Raw genomic sequence first — 19,291 nt, 5'->3', positions numbered from 1 at the left:
GGGTATATACACCGGACCACCGGACATTCCTGATTTTTCTGTTTTCATTTCATTGAATGCGAGGTCGGTATGGTCAGAATTACCCCGGTGCATAACGCCAGGGCATTACGTGCAGCCAAGGAGCGGCGCTGATGTCTAACTTGGCTCTAACACCCCCCCAGAGTGATCTGGATGTAGCCCCCCTGCTGTTGCCGGCCGCCGTGCTGCGCAACGACGCAGAGGCGCTGACGGCCGCCCATGAGCTGGCCCAGGCGGCGCGCCTGCAAGCCGCCAAGCGCGACCAGCAGCGCAAGCTGCCGTGGGCGCAGATCGAGCAGTTCACCCGCAGTGGGCTCGGCAGTATTTCCATCCCCCGCGAGTACGGCGGCCCACAGGTATCGTTTGTGACCCTGGCCGACGTGTTCGCGATCATCAGCGCGGCAGACCCGGCCCTCGGGCAGATCCCGCAGAACCATTTCGGCATCCTGCATCTGTTGCAGGGTGCCGCTACCGAGCGCCAGAAAAAGCAGCTGTTCCAGAGCGTCCTCGACGGCTGGCGCATCGGCAATGGCGGCCCGGAACGCGGCACCAAAAACACCCTGGAGCTCAAGGCGCGCCTCACTGCCCAAGGCGACGGTTACGTGGTCAGCGGTCAGAAGTTCTATTCCACCGGCGCGCTGTTTGCCCACTGGGTCGCGGTCAAAGCCCTGAACGATGACGGCAAGCAGGTCATGGCGTTTGTGCGCCGTGGCACCCAAGGGCTGCGCATCGTGGACGATTGGTCCGGTTTCGGCCAACGCACCACCGCCAGCGGCACCGTGCTGCTGGACCAGGTGCCGGTCGACGCCGAGCTGGTGATCGACAACTGGCGCATCGGCGAATCCCCGAATATCCAGGGCGCCGTCTCGCAGCTGATCCAGGCCGCCATCGACGCGGGCATCGCCCGTGGTGCATTGGATGACACCATTGCGTTCGTGCGTGAGCGCTCCCGCCCGTGGATCGACGCCAAGGTCGAGCGCGCCAGCGATGACCTGTATGTGATCGCCGACATCGGCAAGTTGAAAATCGAACTGCACGCCGCTGAAGCCCTGCTGCGCAAGGCCGGCCAAGTGCTGGACCAGGTCAGCGCCGCGCCGATCACTGCGCAGTCCGCTGCACGTGCATCCATCGCGGTGGCCGAGGCCAAGGTGCTGACCACCGAAGTATCGCTGCTGGTCAGCGAGAAGCTCTTCGAACTGGCCGGCAGCCGCGCCACCCTTGCCGAATTCAACCTCGACCGCCACTGGCGCAACGCCCGCGTGCACACCCTGCACGACCCGGTGCGCTGGAAGTATCACGCTATTGGCGCCTATCGCCTGAACGGCACGTTGCCGGCTCGCCATTCCTGGATTTAACCGACCAGACCTCTGGAGAAATACGCATGCCCCTTTCTCACCACGTCGCGGTTATCACCAGCGATGAACACGCCCTTATTGTCGCCAGCGACCTGGCCGAAGACTTCCGCCGCGACAGCGCCCAGCGCGACCGCGAACGCCGCCTGCCGCTGCCTGAACTGGACGTGTTCTCGCGCTCCGGCCTGTGGGGCATCAGCGTGCCCAAGGAATACGGCGGCGCGGGCGTTTCCAACGTCACCCTGGCCAAGGTCATTGCCTTGATTGCCCAGGCGGATGCGTCCCTGGGCCAGATCCCGCAAAACCACTTCTATGCCCTCGAAGTGCTGCGCGTCAATGGCAGCCCTGCGCAGCAGCAACGCCTGTACGCGCAAGTGCTTGCCGGCCAGCGTTTCGGCAATGCCCTCGCGGAACTGGGGACCAAGACCGCCCATGACCGCGTGACCAAAATCACCCGTGACGGCGACGGTTTTCGCATCAGCGGGCGCAAGTTCTACTCCACCGGGGCGATCTACGCCCAGCGTATTCCCACCTCGGTGGTGGATGAACACGGCGTGCAGCAACTCGCCTTTGTGCCACGCGACAGCGAAGGCCTGGAGGTGATCGACGACTGGAGCGGCTTCGGCCAGCGCACCACGGGCAGCGGCTCGGTGGTGTTCGATAACGTGTGGGTCGCCGCCGAGGACGTGATCCCGTTCCAGAGCGCCTTCGAGCGCCCGACCACCGTTGGCCCCCTGGCGCAGATTCTTCACGCCGCCATCGACACCGGCATCGCCCGTGCAGCCTTCGAGGACACGCTGCACTTTGTGCGCACCAAGACCCGCCCGTGGATCGATTCCGGCAACGACCAGGCCACCCAAGACCCGCTGACCCTCAAGAGCCTGGGCCACTTGAGCATTCGCCTGCACGCCGCCGAGGCGCTGCTGGAGCGCGCGGGCGAGTTCCTCGACCGCGCCCAGGCTGACAGCAACGCCGACACGGTGGCCGCCGCCTCGATCGCGGTGGCCGAAGTGCGCGCCTTGAGCACCGAAATTTCCCTGGCCGCCGGCAGCACCCTGTTCGAACTGGCCGGCAGCCAGGCCACCCTCGCCGAGCACGGCCTGGACCGCCATTGGCGCAACGCCCGCGTGCACACCCTGCACGACCCGGTGCGCTGGAAGTATCACGCCGTCGGCAATTACTACCTCAACGATGAAAACCCGCCACTGCGGGGGACCATTTGATGGCGAAGAAAAAAATCCTGCTCAATGCCTTCAACATGAACTGCATCGGGCATATCAACCACGGCCTGTGGACGCATCCACGGGACACGTCCACCCAGTACAAAACCATCGAATACTGGACCGACCTCGCGCAAACCCTGGAGCGCGGGCTGTTTGACGGTTTGTTCATTGCCGATATCGTCGGTGTGTATGACGTGTACCAGAACTCGATTGATGTGCCGCTCAAAGAGTCGATCCAGCTGCCGGTCAACGACCCGTTGCTGCTGGTGTCGGCCATGGCGGCGGTCACCAAGAACCTCGGTTTTGGCCTGACGGCGAACCTCACCTACGAGCCGCCGTATCTGTTCGCTCGGCGCATGTCCACCCTCGACCACCTGAGCCGTGGCCGGGTGGGTTGGAACATTGTCACCGGCTACCTCGACAGCGCCGCCAAGGCCATGGGCCTCACCGAGCAGGTCGAGCATGACCGGCGCTACGACCAGGCGGATGAATACCTGCAAGTGCTCTACAAACTCTGGGAAGGCAGCTGGGAAGACGGCGCGGTGCTCAACGACCCACAGGCGCGGGTGTATGCGCAGCCGGGCAAGGTGCACAAGGTCGAACACCAGGGCGAGTTCTATCAGGTCGAGGGCTACCACTTGTGCGAGCCATCGCCGCAACGCACGCCGGTGCTGTTTCAGGCTGGCAGTTCGGACCGGGGCTTGGTGTTCGCCGGCCAGCATGCCGAGTGTGTGTTCATCAGCGGCCAGAACAAGGCCGCGACCAAGCTGCAGGTGGACAAAGTTCGCGCCAGCGCGGTCGAGGCGGGGCGCAACCCGGATGACATCAAAGTGTTCATGGGCCTCAACGTGATCGTTGGCGCCACCGAGGCGCTGGCCTGGGCCAAGCACGCCGAGTACCTCAGCTACGCCAGCCCTGAAGCCGGCGTGGCGCACTTCTCGGCGTCCACCGCGATCGATTTTGCCCAGTACGAGTTGGACGAACCGATTCAGTACGTAAAGAGCAACGCGATCCAGTCGGCCACCAAGAACCTGCAGAACAACGACTGGACCCGTCGCAAATTACTCGAGCAGCACGCTCTTGGCGGCCGCTACATCACCCTGGTCGGCTCGCCCGAACAGGTCGCCGACGAGCTGGAATCGTGGATCAGCGAAACCGGGCTGGATGGTTTCAACCTGACGCGGATTGTGACGCCGGAAAGCTATGTGGATTTTATCGACCTGGTGGTGCCGGAGTTGCAGAAGCGTGGGTCGTACAAGACCGCTTATGAGACCGGCACCTTGCGCGAAAAGGTATTCCAGGGCACCGCCCGCCTACCTGAACAACACACAGGCTCTACCTACCGACACTGAACCAAAAATGTGGGAGGGGGCTTGCTCCCGATAGCGGTGTGTCAGGCACCTGATTTGCCAACTGAACCACTGCCATCGGGGGCAAGCCCCCCTCCCACATTGGATCTCCATTGTTTGCACCCATAACTTATGACTGGAAATTGACCATGAAAAAAACCCTGCTCTCCCACCCAGTCAAAGCACTGGTCCTGGCCTTTGGCTTGTTCAGCTCGGCCGTATTTGCCGCCGACGCGCCACTGAAAATCGGCACCACCGCCGCGTTCGCCATCCCCCTTGAAGCCGCCGTTGCCGAGGCCGGTAAACAAGGCCTCAAGGTCGAACTGGTGGAGTTCACCGACTGGATCGCACCCAACGTCAGCCTGGCTGCTGGCGATATCGACGTGAACTACTTCCAGCACATCCCGTTCCTGGAAAACGCCAAGGCCGCCGCCGGTTTTGACCTGGTGCCGTACGCGCCGGGCATCATCAACAACGTCGGGCTGTATTCGAAGAAGTACAAGAGCATCAACGACCTGCCCCAAGGCGCCAGCGTGGCCATTGCCAATGACCCGATCAACAGCGGTCGCGGCCTGCAACTGTTGGCCAAGGCTGGCTTGATCACCCTCAAACCGGGCGTGGGCTACAAGGCCACCGAAGAAGACATCGTCGCCAACCCCAAGAAGATCAAGATCCTGCAAGTGGAAGCCGTGCAACTGGTGCGCGCCTATGACGACGCCGACCTGGTGCAGGGCTACCCGGCGTATATCCGCCTGTCCAAGACCTTCGATGCCGAGTCGGCGCTGCTGTTCGACGGCCTCGACCACCCGGAATACGTGATCCAGTTCGTGATCCAGCCCAAGAGCGAAACCGACCCGCGCGTGATCAAGTTCGTCGACATCTACCAGCACTCGCCGGTGGTGCGCGCCGCCTTGGATAAGTCGCTTGGCAAGCTGTACCAAGTGGGCTGGGACGATAAAAAATGACCGCCGCCCACTCTCAACTGCGCGACCTGGGCACGCGGCCCAGGGACGCCGAGCAGACACAACTGCACCCGGACCTGAACCGCGCCCATGTGCGTTTTATCAACCTGGGCAAAACCTATGACGGCACGGTGCATGCCTTGCAAGGCATTGACCTGGCGATCCAGCGCGGTGAAGTCTTCGGCATCATTGGCCGAAGCGGCGCGGGCAAGTCGTCGCTGATCCGCACCATCAACCGCCTGGAGCAGCCCAGCAGTGGCCGCGTGCTGATCGATCAGGTGGACATCGGCGATTTCGACGAAGACCGCCTGGTAGCGCTGCGTCGGCGCATCGGCATGATCTTCCAGCACTTCAACCTGATGTCGGCCAAGACCGTGTGGCAGAACGTCGAGTTGCCGCTCAAAGTCGCCGGCGTGTCCAAGCCCCAGCGTGAGCAAAAAGTGCGCGAGCTGCTGGAGCTGGTGGGCCTGCAGGACAAGCACAATGCCTACCCGGCGCAGCTCTCCGGCGGGCAGAAACAGCGTGTGGGCATTGCCCGCTCGCTGGTGCACGACCCCGAGATTTTATTGTGCGACGAAGCCACGTCGGCCCTCGACCCGGAAACCACGCAGTCGATCCTCGGCCTGCTGCGCGAGATCAACCGGCGCCTGGGCCTGACCATCGTGCTGATCACCCACGAAATGGCGGTGATCCGCGACATCTGTGACCGTGTGGTGGTGCTGGAGCACGGGCGTATCGTCGAGCAAGGCCCGGTCTGGGAAGTGTTCGGCAACCCGCAGCACGAGGTCAGCAAAACCCTGTTGGCGCCGCTGCAACACGGGTTGCCGGATGAACTGCAAAGCCGATTGCAGGCTGCACCGCCGTCGTCGGAGGCGGCGGTGGTGTTGCGGCTGCAGTTCACCGGCAGCGATACCGATGAACCCGACCTGGCCGCGCTGTTCGCGGCGCTCGGCGGGCGCGTGCGCTTGCTGCAAGGCGGCGTGGAGCGCATCCAGGGCCACGCCCTGGGGCAATTGCTGCTGGCGGTGAGTGGCTCGACCCACAGCGCCGAAGAACTGCGCAACCGTGCCGTGAACTGGGCGCAACACGTGGAGGTGCTGGGTTATGTGGTTTGATCGTTTAGTGCAAGGCGCCATCGACACCCTGTTGATGGTCGGCGTGTCATCGCTGATCGCGTTGCTGGTGGGGATACCGCTGGCGGTGTTCCTGGTCACCAGCGACAAGGGCGGCATCTACCAGGCCCCGGCGCTGAACCGCGTGCTGGGGGCGTTCGTGAATCTGTTTCGCTCGATTCCGTTCCTGATTCTGATGGTCGCGTTGATCCCGTTCACCCGTTTGATCGTCGGCACCACCTATGGTGTGTGGGCGGCGGTGGTGCCGCTGACCATCGCCGCCACACCGTTTTTCGCGCGCATCGCCGAGGTCAGTTTGCGTGAGGTCGACCATGGTTTGATCGAAGCCGCGCAGGCCATGGGTTGCCGGCGCTGGCACATCATCTGGCATGTGCTGTTGCCGGAAGCGCTACCGGGGATTGTCGGCGGGTTCACCATCACCCTGGTGACCATGATCAACTCCTCGGCGATGGCCGGAGCGATTGGCGCGGGCGGTTTGGGGGACATTGCCTACCGCTACGGTTACCAGCGCTTTGATACACAGATCATGCTGACAGTGATCGTGCTGCTGGTCGTACTGGTGGCGGTGATTCAGTTGGGCGGCGACCGGCTGGCACGGGTGCTCAACAAACGCTGACAGCCAGCGGCAAGCGCATCGTCGCCTTCGGCGATGCGCCACTCGTCGCGACTGTCAATTCTGACAGTAGATTCGGTTATCGCCCGGGGCGTCTGATTGACCTGCCCCGTCGCACGGCCCCGTGCGGCCTAACCCATCAAGGTGATGGCTATGTCTACTGTGCCTGTTCCCTACGATATTCTCACTGAAAACCCCGCTTCTGCCTTCCCCGCGGTGCTGCTGCGTGACCCCAACAACTCTGCAATCAGTTACACCCTGTACCCTGAAACAGCTGGAGTGGCCTGGGGTCGACGCCAGACAAGGCCTGAAGCCAGGATTACCATTCAGTCCTGGTTCGATCGCAATGAGAACGACTACTATGCCGTCCACTTTCAGAACTCGCCCGCGGCGGCGGCGTCGGCGCTCGTCAGGGGCCTACTCCCCAGTTACGACTTGGTCATCCCTGGGGCTCTCGTGCCGGAGGGCGAAATCTCGGTGTACGCTCGGGTCGTGCGGGCCAACAGCTTGCAAGAGAGTCGGTCGAACCCCCAGACGGTGCTGGTCAAGACTACCATTCCAGGCGGCGTCGACCGCGAGGTCGGGGACTCGTGGGTCAGCGGGTTGACCATGCGGGTCGAAGGCCTGCCTGAAGGCTCAGTGCTTAACCCAAGCATTGCCGCGAGCGGCATGTATGTCCTGATCGATAAATATGAAAACATGCGTAAGAACGACGAAGTGGCCATCTTCGTGAGCGGGTTTTACGTCAGACATATCGTGAGCCCCGCCGAGGCCGCCGCGCCGGGGCCGCTGCGCGTATTCATCCCGCCCAGTATCATCCAAAGCGGCAACCCATTCGGCCCTTTCCAAATAGCGTTCAAAGTCACCGACGTGGCGAAGAACGTTTCCGGCGGGGTTGATGCGTCATTTCCGTTTTCCAAACCCTATGTTCTGAACAGTGAACTCGACACAACCCTGCTCGATTACCCGCTGTTTTTGGTGAACAACGTAGAGTCCGACCTGGTGAATCTGGGAACCCAAAGCAATTCCGAATTCACCCTACAAGCCTTCTTACCGCGCTTTCCGGTTGTACCCAGCCAGGTCGTTGGGATACTGGTGGTTACCGATGCCAACGGCTTCATGAGCACCGTACGCCTGACGCCGATCCCCTACACCAATCAGCGCAGCATAACGTTCCCTGTCAGCAGAGAGCTGATCAATCGACTGGGGGGCAGCTCATTTCGCGTGTCGTTCGAGACGCAAACCGCATCCGGTGCAGTGCTGAGGCGTTCGGGTAGCAATCAAATACGAGTAGTGGCACCGCCCCCACTGGTCAGGGACTACACCTCCTTCACCGATGGATCGCTTAACGGCTGGTTACCGGGGCCCGCTGTGCAGGATGGGGATCTGAGGTTCTTACCGTACCAAAATACGTTGAACTTATATAACAATACCAACGCTGCTAACAACGCCGGTGTGGTACTTAAAAAAACCTTTAATAACCTGCAAGTAGGAGTCTCCTACGGTGTCACCGTAAAGGTCGCCAGATGGATCGGGCTGTACAATTACCCGATAGTTTCGTTAGCCACAAATCAAGGCCCGTTGACCCCTCCTGTATTCATCACCAGCATGTGGCCGGATTTCGTGACTCTCTCCGGAGTCTTTACGGCCAATAGTTCAACTGCTGAGCTCCAGTTTGTTAACAATCAATCAACGGGGGTCGGCAATGATTACGCGATCAGGGATTTTGATATTGTTCGCTTATAGTTATTGAAAGTATCCCGTTTTAATACGCTCAAGCGGAACAGTCTTACTCGACTGTTCCGCTTTTTTTTATTCCAAATCCATAGGGTATAGTCGGGGTCTCTGCCCTGCCGTTGAAGCCCCCGTCATGACACTCGCCCCTGAAGCCCTCGATCAGATCACACGCACAACCCTCGACCACTACAACACCGTCGCCGACGATTTCCGTGAAGGTACCCGCGATCACGATGTAAGCCAGAACATCGACGCATTGCTGCGGCATATCCACCGCACGGCGCCGTTTACCGTGCTGGATTTCGGCTGTGGGCCGGGGCGGGATTTGCACACCTTTACACAGATGGGGCATATCGCCGTGGGGCTCGACGGTTCCGAGCGTTTTGCGCAGATGGCGCGCGAAGACAGTGGCTGTGAGGTGCTGCAGCAGGACTTTCTCAAGCTGGAGTTGCCAGTCGAGCGCTTTGACGGGGTGTTTGCCAACGCGGTGTTGTTCCATATCCCCAAGCAGGAACTGCCACGGGTGCTCAAGCAATTGCACGCGGCGCTGAAACCGGGCGGCGTGTTGTTCAGCTCCAACCCTCGCGGTAACAACCAGGAAGGCTGGAACGGGCCGCGATACGGCTCTTATCACGACCTTGAGGCCTGGCAGACGCTGCTCACCGCCGCCGGATTTGTGGAATTGGAACATTACTACCGACCCGCCGGGCTGCCTCGGGAGCAGCAGCCCTGGCTGGCCAGCGTCTGGCGCAAGATCTGATTAGCAGCCAGGCAATAGGTAGGGCAACCGGTAACCTGTGGGAGGGGGCTTGCTCCCGTTGGACTGCGTAGCAGTCCCATTTTCGGGGCCGCTTCGCGGCCCAACGGGAGCAAGCTCCCTCGCCACACGTACCGTGTTTACCCTTGACTGATCGGCATTGGGCACGCCCCCTCAGATTTTTTAAGCGCGTTTTTCCTGATGTTCTTTTTTCGGTTCGCGGATCTTGTACCAGGCCACATACAGCGCCGGCAAAAACAGCAGCGTCAGCAACGTCGCAATAATAATCCCGCCAATCATCGCGTAGGCCATCGGCCCCCAGAACACTTCCCGGGCAATCGGGATCATGCCCAGGCTCGCCGCCGCGGCGGTCAGCAGGATCGGCCGGCGCCGGTGCTCGGTAGCTTCCACCACCGCATCCCATGGCGCGTAGCCGTCGCGTTCATAGGCATCGATCTGCGTTACCAGGATCACCGAGTTGCGGATGATGATGCCGATCAGCGCCAGAATCCCCAGGATCGCCACAAAGCCCATGGGCGTGCCGGTGGGGATCAGCGCCAGCACCACGCCGATCAGGCCGAGCGGCGCCACGCTGGCCACCAGGAACATCTTCTGCACGCTGTGCAACTGGATCATCAGGAAGGTCGCCATCAAAAACAGCATCAACGGCACCACGCTGGCAATCGGGCCTTGGGCCTTGCCGCTTTCTTCCACGGTGCCGCCGGTGGCGACCTTGTAACCCACCGGCAGGCCGGCGCTGAATTTATCGATCTCGGGCTTGAGCTGCTTGACCAGATCGGTCGGCTGCATCTCATCGCGTACCGAGGCCTTGATGGTAATGGTCGGCTTGCGGTCACGACGCCACACCAGCGGCTGCTCAAGCTCGTAACGCACGGTGGCGAAGGCCAGCAGCGGAATAGAGGTGCCGTTGGGCGTGACGATCTGCAGGTTCTGCAAGGTTTCCGGGGTGCCGCGTTCGGCGTCTTCGGCACGACCGACCACGTTGATCAGATAGATATCGTCATGCACCTGGGTCACGGACGAGCCACTGACCACGCTGTTCATCAGTTGCGCCACGTCTTCCGACGACAGCCCCAGCTGCCGCGCCTTGTCTTGGGCGATGTCGACGCGCAGCACTTTGCCTGGTTCGTTCCAGTCGTAGATGATCTCGCCCAAATGGCTGTTCTGATCGAGCAAGGTCGCCAGTTCGATGGCGTGCTTGCGCACCTGGTCGGTGTCTTTGCCGGACACGCGGTACTGGATCGGACGGCCCACCGGCGGGCCCATTTCCAGCGGCTGCACGAAGCTGCCGATCCCGACAAAGTCATCGCGCAGGCGTTTTTGCAGGCGCGCAATCAACTCACCGCGTTCTTCCAGGCCCTTGCTGACGATCACCAGCTGCGCGTAGTAGGGGTTTTCCAGTTGCTGGTCCAGAGGCAGGTAGAAACGGATCGCGCCCTGGCCGATGTAGGTGCTCCAGCGCGCGATGTCCGGGTCGTCTTTGATGATCGCTTCCAGGCGGTCGACGGCCTTGCGGGTTTCGTTGATCGAAGCGTTTTGCGGCAGGTTGAGGTCGACGAGAATCTCCGGGCGGTCCGACGACGGGAAAAACTGGTTCTGCACAAATTGCATGGAGAACACCGACGCCACAAACAGGCCCACGGTAATGCCGATGGCCCACCAGCGGTTGCGCATGGCCCACAGCATGCCGCGATTGAAACCACGGCCGATACGCCCAGGCTCGGCGTTGTGCGGCTTCACGTTGGCACTGAGGATATGCACGCCGATCACCGGCGCAAACAGCACCGCTACTACCCACGACACCAGCATCGCCACGGCGATCACTGCAAACAGGGTGAAGGTGTATTCGCCCGCCGAGCTGGCATTGAGGCCGATCGGCACAAAACCGGCCACGGTCACCAGGGTACCGGTGAGCATCGGGAACGCGGTGGAGGTGTAGGCATAGGTCGCCGCCTGTTCCTTGGTTTCGCCTTTTTCCAGGCGCGTGATCATCATCTCCACGGTGATCATCGCGTCGTCCACCAGCAGGCCGAGGGCGATAATCAGCGCGCCCAGCGACACCCGCTGCATGGTGATGCCGCTGTATTCCATGAACACGAACACCAGCGCCAGCACCAACGGAATCGAGCACGCCACCACCAGCCCCGCGCGCATGCCGAGGCTGATAAAGCTCACCACCAGCACGATGATCACCGCTTCGAACAAGGCGCTGGTAAAGCCGCCCACGGCTTCTTCCACCACTTCGGCCTGGTCGGACACCTTGTGCACGCCGACGCCCACCGGCAGGTCGGCGGTCAGCTCGTCCATGCGCGTGTGCAGGGCCTTGCCGAACGACTGGATATTGCCGCCCTTCTGCATGGCGATGGCCAACCCGATCGCGGGCTTGCCGTTGAAGCGGAACATCGGCCGCGCCGGGTCGACGTAGCCACGGCTGATCTCGGCGATATCGGCCAAGCGATAGAAACGGTCATTGAGGCGCAGGTTGACGTTGGCCAAGTCTTTTTCCGAGGCGAACTGCCCCGAGGTGCGCACGGAAATCCGCTCTGGCCCCGCCTCGATCACCCCGGCCGGGGTCACGGCATTTTGCGATTGCAGGCTTTGCACCACCTGGCGCTGGTCCACGCCCAGGGCCGCCAGTTTGCGTGTGGAAAAATTCAGGTAAATCACTTCGTCCTGCTGGCCGATCATCTCGACCTTGCCCAACCCCGGCACCGCACGGATCTCGGCACGCACTTGCTCGACGTAGTCGCGCAGCTGGCGCATCGACAGACCATCGCCGGTAAAGGCGTAGACCGAACCGAAGACATCACCGAATTCGTCGTTGAACGACGGCCCCTGCAAGCCCTGGGGGAAGGTGCCACGGATGTCGTCGATCTTCTTGCGGACCTGGTACCAGATCTCCGGGATGGCCTTGGCGCTGGTGGTGTCCTTGAGGAACACAAACACCGTGGATTCGCCCGGCCGCGTGTAACTTTTCACGTAGTCGAGGGAATCCAGCTCTTCGAGTTTTTTCTCGATGCGGTCGGTCACCTGCTTGAGGGTTTCTTCCTGGGTCGCGCCCGGCCAGCGGGTCTGGATCACCATGGTCTTGATGGTGAACGAAGGATCTTCCTCGCGGCCCAGGTTCATGTAGGAGAACACGCCCATCAGCAGCGCGACGAACATCAGGTACCAGACGAAGGACTGATGCTTGAGGGCCCAGTCGGATAAATTGAAGCTCCCTTTCATCGCGGGCTGTCCTCGTCGATTTTGACTTTTTGCCCGGGTTTCAGGCTGTTCACGCCGGCTGTGACGATGCGCTCGCCGGGTTGCACGCCACCGTTGAGCAAGGCGCTGTCGGCGTCGCGGCTGATCACGCTGATGTCGCGCGGCTGTACGGTCTGGCTTTGGGTGTCGAGCAACCAGATACGGGTCTTGCCGTCGACTTCCTGCAAGGCGCTCAGGGGCAGTTCGATGCGTGGTGCGATGGCCGTGCTCAACGTGACGCTGATCGCCGTGCCAAGGCGGAACGCCGGCGGTGTCTCAGCCAGGGTCAGGCGTGCGCGACGGGTACGCGTAGCGCTCTGGGCCTGGGGTTCTATCTCACGCACGATGGCGGTGGTGTGCACGCCGGGGTCGAGTTGCCCGGCGACCAGGAACACCACATCCGGGGGCAGGCGCTCGGCCAGGCCGGCGGGCAGGTCGATCACCGCTTCCTTGATGTCCGGGCGCGCCAGGGTCACCACTTGCTGGCCGGCGCTGACCACTTGGCCAGCCTCGGCGTTCCAGGCGGTGACGATACCAGCGTGGTCGGTGCGCAGCTCGGCGTAATTGAGTTGGTCCTTGGCCTGGTTGACCGACGCCTTGGCCTGGTCGAGGGAGGCCTGGGTGGTTTTCAGGTCGGTCTGGGCGATATCCAGCTGCGCCTGGGCGCCGACGCCACGGTTGAACAACTCCTGCTGACGGCGGGCGTTGGCCTGGGCGTTGATGTACTGCGCCTGGACGCGGGCGAGGTCGCCCTGGGCGGCGCGCAATTGGTTTTGCTGATCGGTGGGGTCAAGCAATGCGAGCAAGGCGCCCTTCTCCACTTCGGCGCCCACATCCACCGCACGCCGGGCAATACGGCCAGGTACACGAAAGCCCAAGTTGCTTTCGTAGCGCGCCTGAATGGTGCCGGCGAAGCGGCCAAGGGTTTCCTGGTCTTCGGCTTTCACTTGCATGGACAACACCGGACGCATAGGCTCGGGCGGCGGTTCTTCGTTGGAGCAGGCCGCCAGCAGCAGGCTGGCGGCGAGCATCAGCGTCAGGCGCTTCATGGCTGGGCTCCTTGCTGGGCGATTTCGACGAGCATGCCGGGGTGCAGCAATTGCCCACCGGCCACCACGACTTTTTCGCCGCCTTTAAGACCGTCGCCAATGATCACTTTGCCGGTGAGGTAACGCGCCACGCTGACCTTGTGCAGTTGCGCCTTGCCGTCAGCGTCGATCAGCCACACGGCGGGTTCGCTGAGGTCTTTGGTCAACGCCGACCACGGCAATTCGATGCTGGCCTTGGCCGGGCCGTTGGCGGTCGCACTCACCACCGAGCCCAGCTCCATACCTTTGGGCAAGCTTTGCAGGGCGATCTTCACTTGCACGGTGCCGGTGTTGGCGGCCACGGCGGGGGTGACTTCGCGCACCTTGCCCACGGCCTTGATGCTGGGGTTGTCGAGCAGGCTGACGGTGATCGGCGCATCGGGCGGCGGCTCCACCAGCAGGGACTCATAGACGTTGAACACCGCATCGCGCTCGCCATCGGTGGCCAGGCTGAAAATCGGCACGGTGGCCTGCACCACCTGGCCGACCTCGGCCTGGCGCGCGGTAATCACACCCGGCGCGTCGGCAATCAGCGAGGTGTAGCCGAGTTGTTCGCGGGCATTGGCCAACTGCGCCTGTGCGGCGGCCAGGGCGCTTTGACTGCTGCGCAGCGCGGCCTGGGCGGAATCGTATTCACTGCGACTGGTGTAGCCCTTGGGCAAAAGTTTTTCCTGACGCACAAACGCGGCGGCCGTCTGCTTGACCCGCGCCTGTTCGGCCACCACCTGGGCCTGGGCGGAATCGACGTTGGTCTGCAAGTCCTTGGGGTCTAGCTTGGCCAACACTTGCTTGGCGGTCACGCGGTCGCCCACGTCCACCATGCGCTGGATGATCTTGCCGCCGACACGGAAGGACAAGTCGGTTTGCACGCGGGCCTGGATATCCCCGGTCAGCGTGACCGCCGCGGCGAAATCCGCCGACTGCACGGTTTGCACAAACACCCTGGAATGGGCCTTGGGCTCGGCATTGTCCTGGCCGCAACCGCTCAAGAGCGCCGTTAAGCCAAGACCGAAAATACAGGTGTAAATACGACCGCCCATGCAGGCTCCTTTTGCGTGATGCCGACTTGCCAGTGTGTATGCGACTGTGAGCTTAGTTGAGGGTTCCTTATCTGCATGGAGGCTCCCATACTCCAATGGTTCCCAAGCCGATTGAATGCCCATGCTCAAGACCCTCGCGGTGGCCAATTACCGCTCGATCAATAAATTGGTAGTGCCGCTGGACCGGTTGAACCTGATCACCGGGCCCAACGGCAGCGGCAAGTCCAACCTGTACCGCGCCCTGCGCCTGCTGGCCGAAACCGCCCAGGGCGGGGTGATCAATGCGGTGGCCCGGGAAGGCGGGTTGGATTCAACGTTCTGGGCAGGCCCGCAAACCCTCAGCCGGCGCATGCGCAACGGCGAGGTGCCGGTGGAGGCCGTCGTGCCACAGGGCGCCAAACGCTTGCGCCTGGGCTTTGCCGGGGAGGACTTCAGCTATGCCATTTCCTTGGGGCTGCCCATACCGGTGCCCGGGAGCGAATTCGTACTCGACCCGGAAATAAAAAAAGAATGCATCTGGGCCGGCCCGCTCTATCGCCCGGCCAGCCTCTTGGTGCAGCGCTCCGGGCCTATGGTGCGGGCGCGTGAGGGGCGCGCCTGGGATGTGCTGGCCCAGCACACGCCCAATTATCACAGCCTGTTCGATCAAGTGGGGAGCCTGCGCGGCTCACCGGAGGTGTTGCTGCTGCGCGAAAGCATTCGGGGCTGGCGCTTTTATGATCACTTTCGCAGCGATATGGACGCTCCGGTCCGACAGCCACAACTGGGCACGCGCACACCGGTGTTGCATCACGATGGCCGGGATCTGGCGGCCGCATTGCAAACGATTCGGGAAGTTGGCGACGCCGAGGCATTGCAGAACGCCGTGAGCGATGCCTTCCCCGGCGCACGGTTGGAGATCGCGCCGTTGCAGGGCGGGCGTTTTGCGATTGAGTTTTATCAGCAAGGTTTGCTGCGGCCGCTGTCGGCGGCGGAGCTGTCGGACGGCACCTTGCGCTACCTGCTGCTGAGCGCCGCACTGCTCACGCCGCGCCCGCCAACCATGATGGTGCTGAACGAACCGGAAACCAGCCTGCACCCGGATTTGCTCCCGGCGCTCGCGCGCTTGATCATCCAGGCCTCGCAGCAGTGCCAGGTGTGGGTGGTGTCGCATGCCAGCCGCTTGATTGCGGCGTTGCAGCAGGATGAGGGGTGTAATTCGATTGTGCTGGAGAAGGTGCTGGGGGAAACCCAAATCGTTGGGCAGGGGATGCTGGATGCACCGGCGTGGCATTGGCCGGAGTAGGCGGTGACTGTACCGGCCTCATCGAGGGCAAGCCCCCTCCCACACTGGATTAGGTTCACAGATTCTGATGTGTGAACACAGTCAAATGTGGGAGGGGGCTTGCCCCCGATGAGGCCAGTAGCATCAATGAAGAATCACCCCTGCCACTTACCGCCTTCCACAATCACACTCTCAGGCTTGGTGTCATCGCTCAGCTCTTTACGCACATATTGGTCGTAGAGCTTGAGCAAGAACTTCTCTTCACCCAACTTCGCCAACTCGGCGTTCACCCAGTCACGCAGTTCGGTATTGCCCTTCTTCACCGCCGGGGCAATCGGTGCTTCGTCGCCCAGTTTCTCTTCCAGCACGCGGTAGCCCGGGTTCTGCTTGGCCCAGCTGAACAGCACCAGGTTGTCCTGGGCATACGCATCGCCACGGCCGGCCGACAGCGCTTGCAGCGACTCGGAGTTCTTCTCGAACTTGAGCAGTTTCCAGTCCGGGTGGTTCTTGGTCAGCCAGATATCGGCGGTAGTGCCGGTGGTGACGATAGTGGTGCGGGTGGCCAGGTCATCCAGGCTTTTGACCGCGCTGTCCTTGGGCACCAGGGCCTGCACCGCGACTTTCAGGTTGGGGTTGGTGAAGTCCACCGCTTCCTTGCGCTCGGGGGTCACGGTCATGTTGGCGAGTATCAGGTCGACCTTGTCACTTTGCAGGAACGGAATGCGGCTGGCCGGCTCGACGGCAACGAACTCGACCTTGTTCTCATCGCCCAGCAGGTCCTTGGCGAATTGGCGGCCGATGTCGGTATCAAAACCCACGTAGCGACCGGCTTCGTTGACGAAGCCGAACGGCGGCTTGTCGGTGAAAACGCCGACGATCAGCTTGTCGCGCGCCTTGATCTTGTCGATGTAGCTCGCAGCAGCGGCTGGTTTGGCAGGCTCTTCGGCCTTTTTATCGCAGCCGGCCAGTAAGGCGACGGCCAACAGTGGCAGCAGTAATTTTTTCATAGCAACTCCAGTTCCTTGGTCTTTTTGGGCAGTGTTGAAACAAAGGAGAACTTCTCCAGGAACTGCTGCGCGCGTGCGGTTTGCGGGTTCGTAAAGAATGCCTCGGGGGTGTTGTGTTCGAGGATGCGACCAGCCTCCATAAACACCACGCGGTCAGCGACGGCGCGGGCGAAGGCCATTTCGTGGGTGACGATCAGCAGGGTCATGCCATCGCGGGCCAGGCCCTGGATCACTTCCAGCACCTCCTTGACCATTTCCGGGTCGAGGGCAGCGGTAACTTCGTCAAACAGCATGACCTGGGGGTTCATGCACAACGAACGGACGATGGCGATGCGTTGCTGCTGCCCACCGGAGAGCTGACGCGGGAAGGCGTCGCGCTTGTCGGCCAGCCCCACGCGCTCCAGCAGTTGTTCGGCCTGGGCGCGCGCTTCAGCGGGCCCGCGCTTTTGCACTTTGAGCGGGCCGAGCAGGATGTTGTCGAGCACGCTCATGTGCGGGAACAGGTGGTAGCTCTGGAACACCATGCCCACGTCCTGGCGCACTTGGCGCCAGTCAGTGTTCGTGTCCAACAGCTCTTTGCCGGCAAATCGCAGGCTGCCGCTGTGGGCCACTTCCAAACCGTTGAGGCAGCGCAGCAAGGTGCTTTTGCCACAGCCGCTGGGGCCGAGGATCACCACCACTTCGCCGCGTTGCACGCTCAGGTCGATGCCCTTGAGCACCTGCGTCTCGCCGAAGAATTTGTTGAAACCCTGAAACTCGATCAATGCGCTCATGCTTGGGCCCAGCGCCGTTCCAGCACCTTGGAGGCGGCCGACAACGGGTAGCAGATAAGGAAGAAAAACAGGAACAGCACGCCGTAGATCAATACCGACTCATAGGTGCGCTCGATGATTTGCTGGCCGACCTTGATCACATCCACCACGCCGATCAGCACCGCCAGCGAGCTGGTCTTGATGATGCGCGTGTAGACGTTGATGGTCGGCGGCGTCATGCGTTTGAGGGCCTGGGGCAGCAGCACGTAGCCGTACAGCTGCGGGTCGGACAAACCGATCGACAAGCCAGCCTCACGTTGCCCACGGGGCAGCGAATGCAACGCGCCGCGCACCACTTCGCCCACCTCACTGGCGCCCCAGAGCGACAGCACCAGCACCGCGCACCAGAAGCTCGGAATGCTCAAGCCGAAGAAAATCGGCAAGCCAAAAAACAGCAGGTACAACCACACCAGCACCGGGATTGCGCGAAACAGCTCCAGGTAAACCCGCAGCACGAGGTTGATTACCCGGTTATTCAAGGTCCGCAGCACGCCATACAGCACGCCGCCGACAGTGCTGAAGGCGATGCTCAAGAAGGAAATCGACAGGGTTTGCGCAGCGCCCTTGCCCAGTTGCGGCAACGACACCCAGAGCAATTCAAGACCCGAACTGGCCATGCTGGAGCCTCCTTTCCAGGCGGCTGAGCAGCAGCGACAGCGGCAAGAACAGCAGCACGCAAATCAGCGTCAGCACGGCGAGCATTTCGTAGGTTTTGTAGTAGAGCGCGATGTAGCTTTTGGTGGTGTAGAGAATCTCGGGCACTGCCACGGCGGACACCACCGTGGTTTCCTTGAGCAGAAAAATGAAATTGGCGAACAACGCCGGCAAGCTGAGGATCCCGGCCTGGGGCAGGATGACATGGCGCAGCAGCTGCCAGTTGGACAGGCCGATGGATTTGCCCGACTCGATCTGCGCCAGCGGCACCGCCTCTACACCGGCGCGCAGCACCTCGGTGAGGTAGGCGCCGCCGAGGAAGGTCATGGTGATGATCGCCGCCCAGAACCCGGAGATATTGAAGCCCAGGGCCGGCAAGGCGAAGTACACGAAGAACAGCTGGATCAGCAGCGGCGTATTCCGCGCCAGTTCCACATACAACGCCACCAGGCGCGACAGGTACGGCGTGCGAAACACCAGCAACGCGGCGTTGATCAGCGCCACCAGCAGGGAGGTGGCGATGGCGATCAGGCCAACTTGCAGCGTCACCCCCACGGCTTTGAGAAACGCCGGCAGGGTGCTGAGGATAAATGCGAAATCGAAGGTCATCTTGAGTCCATGACGCCGCAAGGGTAATGCAGCGGGCGCAGTCAAATCCGGCGTGGGTAACGCCGGGTAGCGCGAACTTTAAAGGTATAAAAAGTAAAATTTAAATACCCAAATAGCATATTGATATCACCCAAAAAGATAACCACCGGATTCGCGGGTTTGGCAGGTGGCGGCTATGGTTGAGGGGTCTGTATTTCGAGGGATTGAATAATGAACACAACAACACCAATCGATCCAAAGGAACTGGTGAAGTGGCTGGTGGCATTGCGCCGGGCGATCAATAGCCGCACGCTCTAAAACACCGAAATATCCACTGTGAGATGAAGATCAAATGTGGGAGGGGGCTTGCTCCCGATGGCGGTAGGTCAGCAAAAGCTGTGCTGACTGACCCACCGCCATCGGGAGC

General features: G+C 61.6%; 16 protein-coding genes. 9 read left to right on the top strand and 7 right to left on the bottom strand.

What is annotated here, in order from left to right; all coding sequences use genetic code 11:
- Positions 1 to 131 precede the first annotated feature (131 nt).
- From GIW02_RS24375 to GIW02_RS24340, 8 genes are all read left to right on the top strand, one after another.
- Positions 132 to 1,373 carry an SfnB family sulfur acquisition oxidoreductase gene (locus tag GIW02_RS24375; protein ID WP_236411394.1) on the top strand — a complete coding sequence of 414 codons (1,242 nt, stop codon included), beginning with the start codon at positions 132 to 134 and terminating at the stop codon, positions 1,371 to 1,373.
- A gap of 26 nt (positions 1,374 to 1,399) precedes the next feature.
- Positions 1,400 to 2,593 carry an SfnB family sulfur acquisition oxidoreductase gene (locus tag GIW02_RS24370; protein ID WP_236411395.1) on the top strand — a complete coding sequence of 398 codons (1,194 nt, stop codon included), beginning with the start codon at positions 1,400 to 1,402 and terminating at the stop codon, positions 2,591 to 2,593.
- Positions 2,593 to 3,945: an LLM class flavin-dependent oxidoreductase gene (locus tag GIW02_RS24365; protein ID WP_236411396.1), complete on the top strand. Its 1,353-nt coding sequence runs from the start codon at positions 2,593 to 2,595 to the stop codon at positions 3,943 to 3,945. Before GIW02_RS24370 ends, GIW02_RS24365 begins: the two co-directional genes overlap by 1 nt.
- 146 nt (positions 3,946 to 4,091) lie before the next feature.
- Positions 4,092 to 4,907, top strand: coding sequence for a MetQ/NlpA family ABC transporter substrate-binding protein (locus GIW02_RS24360; RefSeq protein ID WP_236411401.1), 816 nt, complete (start codon positions 4,092 to 4,094; stop codon positions 4,905 to 4,907).
- A complete protein-coding gene (locus GIW02_RS24355) occupies positions 4,904 to 6,019 on the top strand; it encodes an ATP-binding cassette domain-containing protein (protein WP_236411403.1) in 1,116 nt (371 codons plus the stop codon). The genes GIW02_RS24360 and GIW02_RS24355 overlap by 4 nt, the downstream gene beginning before the upstream one ends.
- Positions 6,009 to 6,653: a methionine ABC transporter permease gene (locus tag GIW02_RS24350; RefSeq protein WP_034117212.1), complete on the top strand. Its 645-nt coding sequence runs from the start codon at positions 6,009 to 6,011 to the stop codon at positions 6,651 to 6,653. Before GIW02_RS24355 ends, GIW02_RS24350 begins: the two co-directional genes overlap by 11 nt.
- Before the next feature lie 150 nt (positions 6,654 to 6,803).
- Positions 6,804 to 8,396 (top strand): hypothetical protein, encoded by a 1,593-nt coding sequence (locus GIW02_RS24345; protein ID WP_236411405.1) that lies wholly within the window; start codon positions 6,804 to 6,806, stop codon positions 8,394 to 8,396.
- Between the two features lie 124 nt (positions 8,397 to 8,520).
- The gene (locus GIW02_RS24340; protein WP_236411406.1) at positions 8,521 to 9,147 is read left to right on the top strand and encodes a class I SAM-dependent methyltransferase; all 627 of its coding nucleotides are present in this window, start codon (positions 8,521 to 8,523) and stop codon (positions 9,145 to 9,147) included.
- Positions 9,148 to 9,327: 180 nt separating this feature from the next.
- Here the strand turns inward: GIW02_RS24340 and GIW02_RS24335 are convergent, their stop codons facing one another.
- Genes GIW02_RS24335 through GIW02_RS24325 form a run of 3 tightly spaced genes read right to left on the bottom strand, consistent with a single transcriptional unit; the run spans position 9,328 to position 14,539 of the window.
- Positions 9,328 to 12,393, bottom strand: a complete 3,066-nt coding sequence (locus GIW02_RS24335) for an efflux RND transporter permease subunit (RefSeq protein ID WP_236411408.1) — start codon at positions 12,391 to 12,393, stop codon at positions 9,328 to 9,330.
- Positions 12,390 to 13,460 (bottom strand): efflux RND transporter periplasmic adaptor subunit, encoded by a 1,071-nt coding sequence (locus GIW02_RS24330; RefSeq protein WP_236411409.1) that lies wholly within the window; start codon positions 13,458 to 13,460, stop codon positions 12,390 to 12,392. The genes GIW02_RS24335 and GIW02_RS24330 overlap by 4 nt, the downstream gene beginning before the upstream one ends.
- Complete coding sequence (locus tag GIW02_RS24325; RefSeq protein ID WP_236411411.1) at positions 13,457 to 14,539, bottom strand: efflux RND transporter periplasmic adaptor subunit; 1,083 nt, start codon at positions 14,537 to 14,539, stop codon at positions 13,457 to 13,459. The genes GIW02_RS24330 and GIW02_RS24325 overlap by 4 nt, the downstream gene beginning before the upstream one ends.
- 121 nt (positions 14,540 to 14,660) lie before the next feature.
- Here GIW02_RS24325 and GIW02_RS24320 point away from each other — a divergent pair, with 121 nt between their 5' ends.
- Positions 14,661 to 15,824, top strand: coding sequence for an AAA family ATPase (locus GIW02_RS24320; RefSeq protein ID WP_236411413.1), 1,164 nt, complete (start codon positions 14,661 to 14,663; stop codon positions 15,822 to 15,824).
- A 134-nt stretch (positions 15,825 to 15,958) separates the two neighbouring features.
- On the opposite strand, the gene GIW02_RS24315 is transcribed toward GIW02_RS24320, so the two are convergent.
- Genes GIW02_RS24315 through GIW02_RS24300 form a run of 4 tightly spaced genes read right to left on the bottom strand, consistent with a single transcriptional unit; the run spans position 15,959 to position 18,885 of the window.
- Positions 15,959 to 16,810, bottom strand: a complete 852-nt coding sequence (locus GIW02_RS24315; RefSeq protein WP_236411415.1) for a transporter substrate-binding domain-containing protein — start codon at positions 16,808 to 16,810, stop codon at positions 15,959 to 15,961.
- A complete protein-coding gene (locus tag GIW02_RS24310) occupies positions 16,807 to 17,583 on the bottom strand; it encodes an amino acid ABC transporter ATP-binding protein (RefSeq protein ID WP_236411416.1) in 777 nt (258 codons plus the stop codon). The genes GIW02_RS24315 and GIW02_RS24310 overlap by 4 nt, the downstream gene beginning before the upstream one ends.
- Complete coding sequence (locus GIW02_RS24305; protein ID WP_236411418.1) at positions 17,580 to 18,239, bottom strand: amino acid ABC transporter permease; 660 nt, start codon at positions 18,237 to 18,239, stop codon at positions 17,580 to 17,582. Before GIW02_RS24305 ends, GIW02_RS24310 begins: the two co-directional genes overlap by 4 nt.
- Positions 18,220 to 18,885 (bottom strand): amino acid ABC transporter permease, encoded by a 666-nt coding sequence (locus GIW02_RS24300; protein ID WP_236411419.1) that lies wholly within the window; start codon positions 18,883 to 18,885, stop codon positions 18,220 to 18,222. Before GIW02_RS24300 ends, GIW02_RS24305 begins: the two co-directional genes overlap by 20 nt.
- Between the last annotated feature and the right edge of the window lie 406 nt (positions 18,886 to 19,291).

This window comes from Pseudomonas syringae (assembly GCF_021606685.1).
Classification (GTDB): Bacteria; Pseudomonadota; Gammaproteobacteria; order Pseudomonadales; family Pseudomonadaceae; genus Aquipseudomonas; species Aquipseudomonas syringae_R.
Note: the sequence above shows the minus strand (reverse complement) of the source record. Positions and strands in the feature narration are given on the sequence as shown.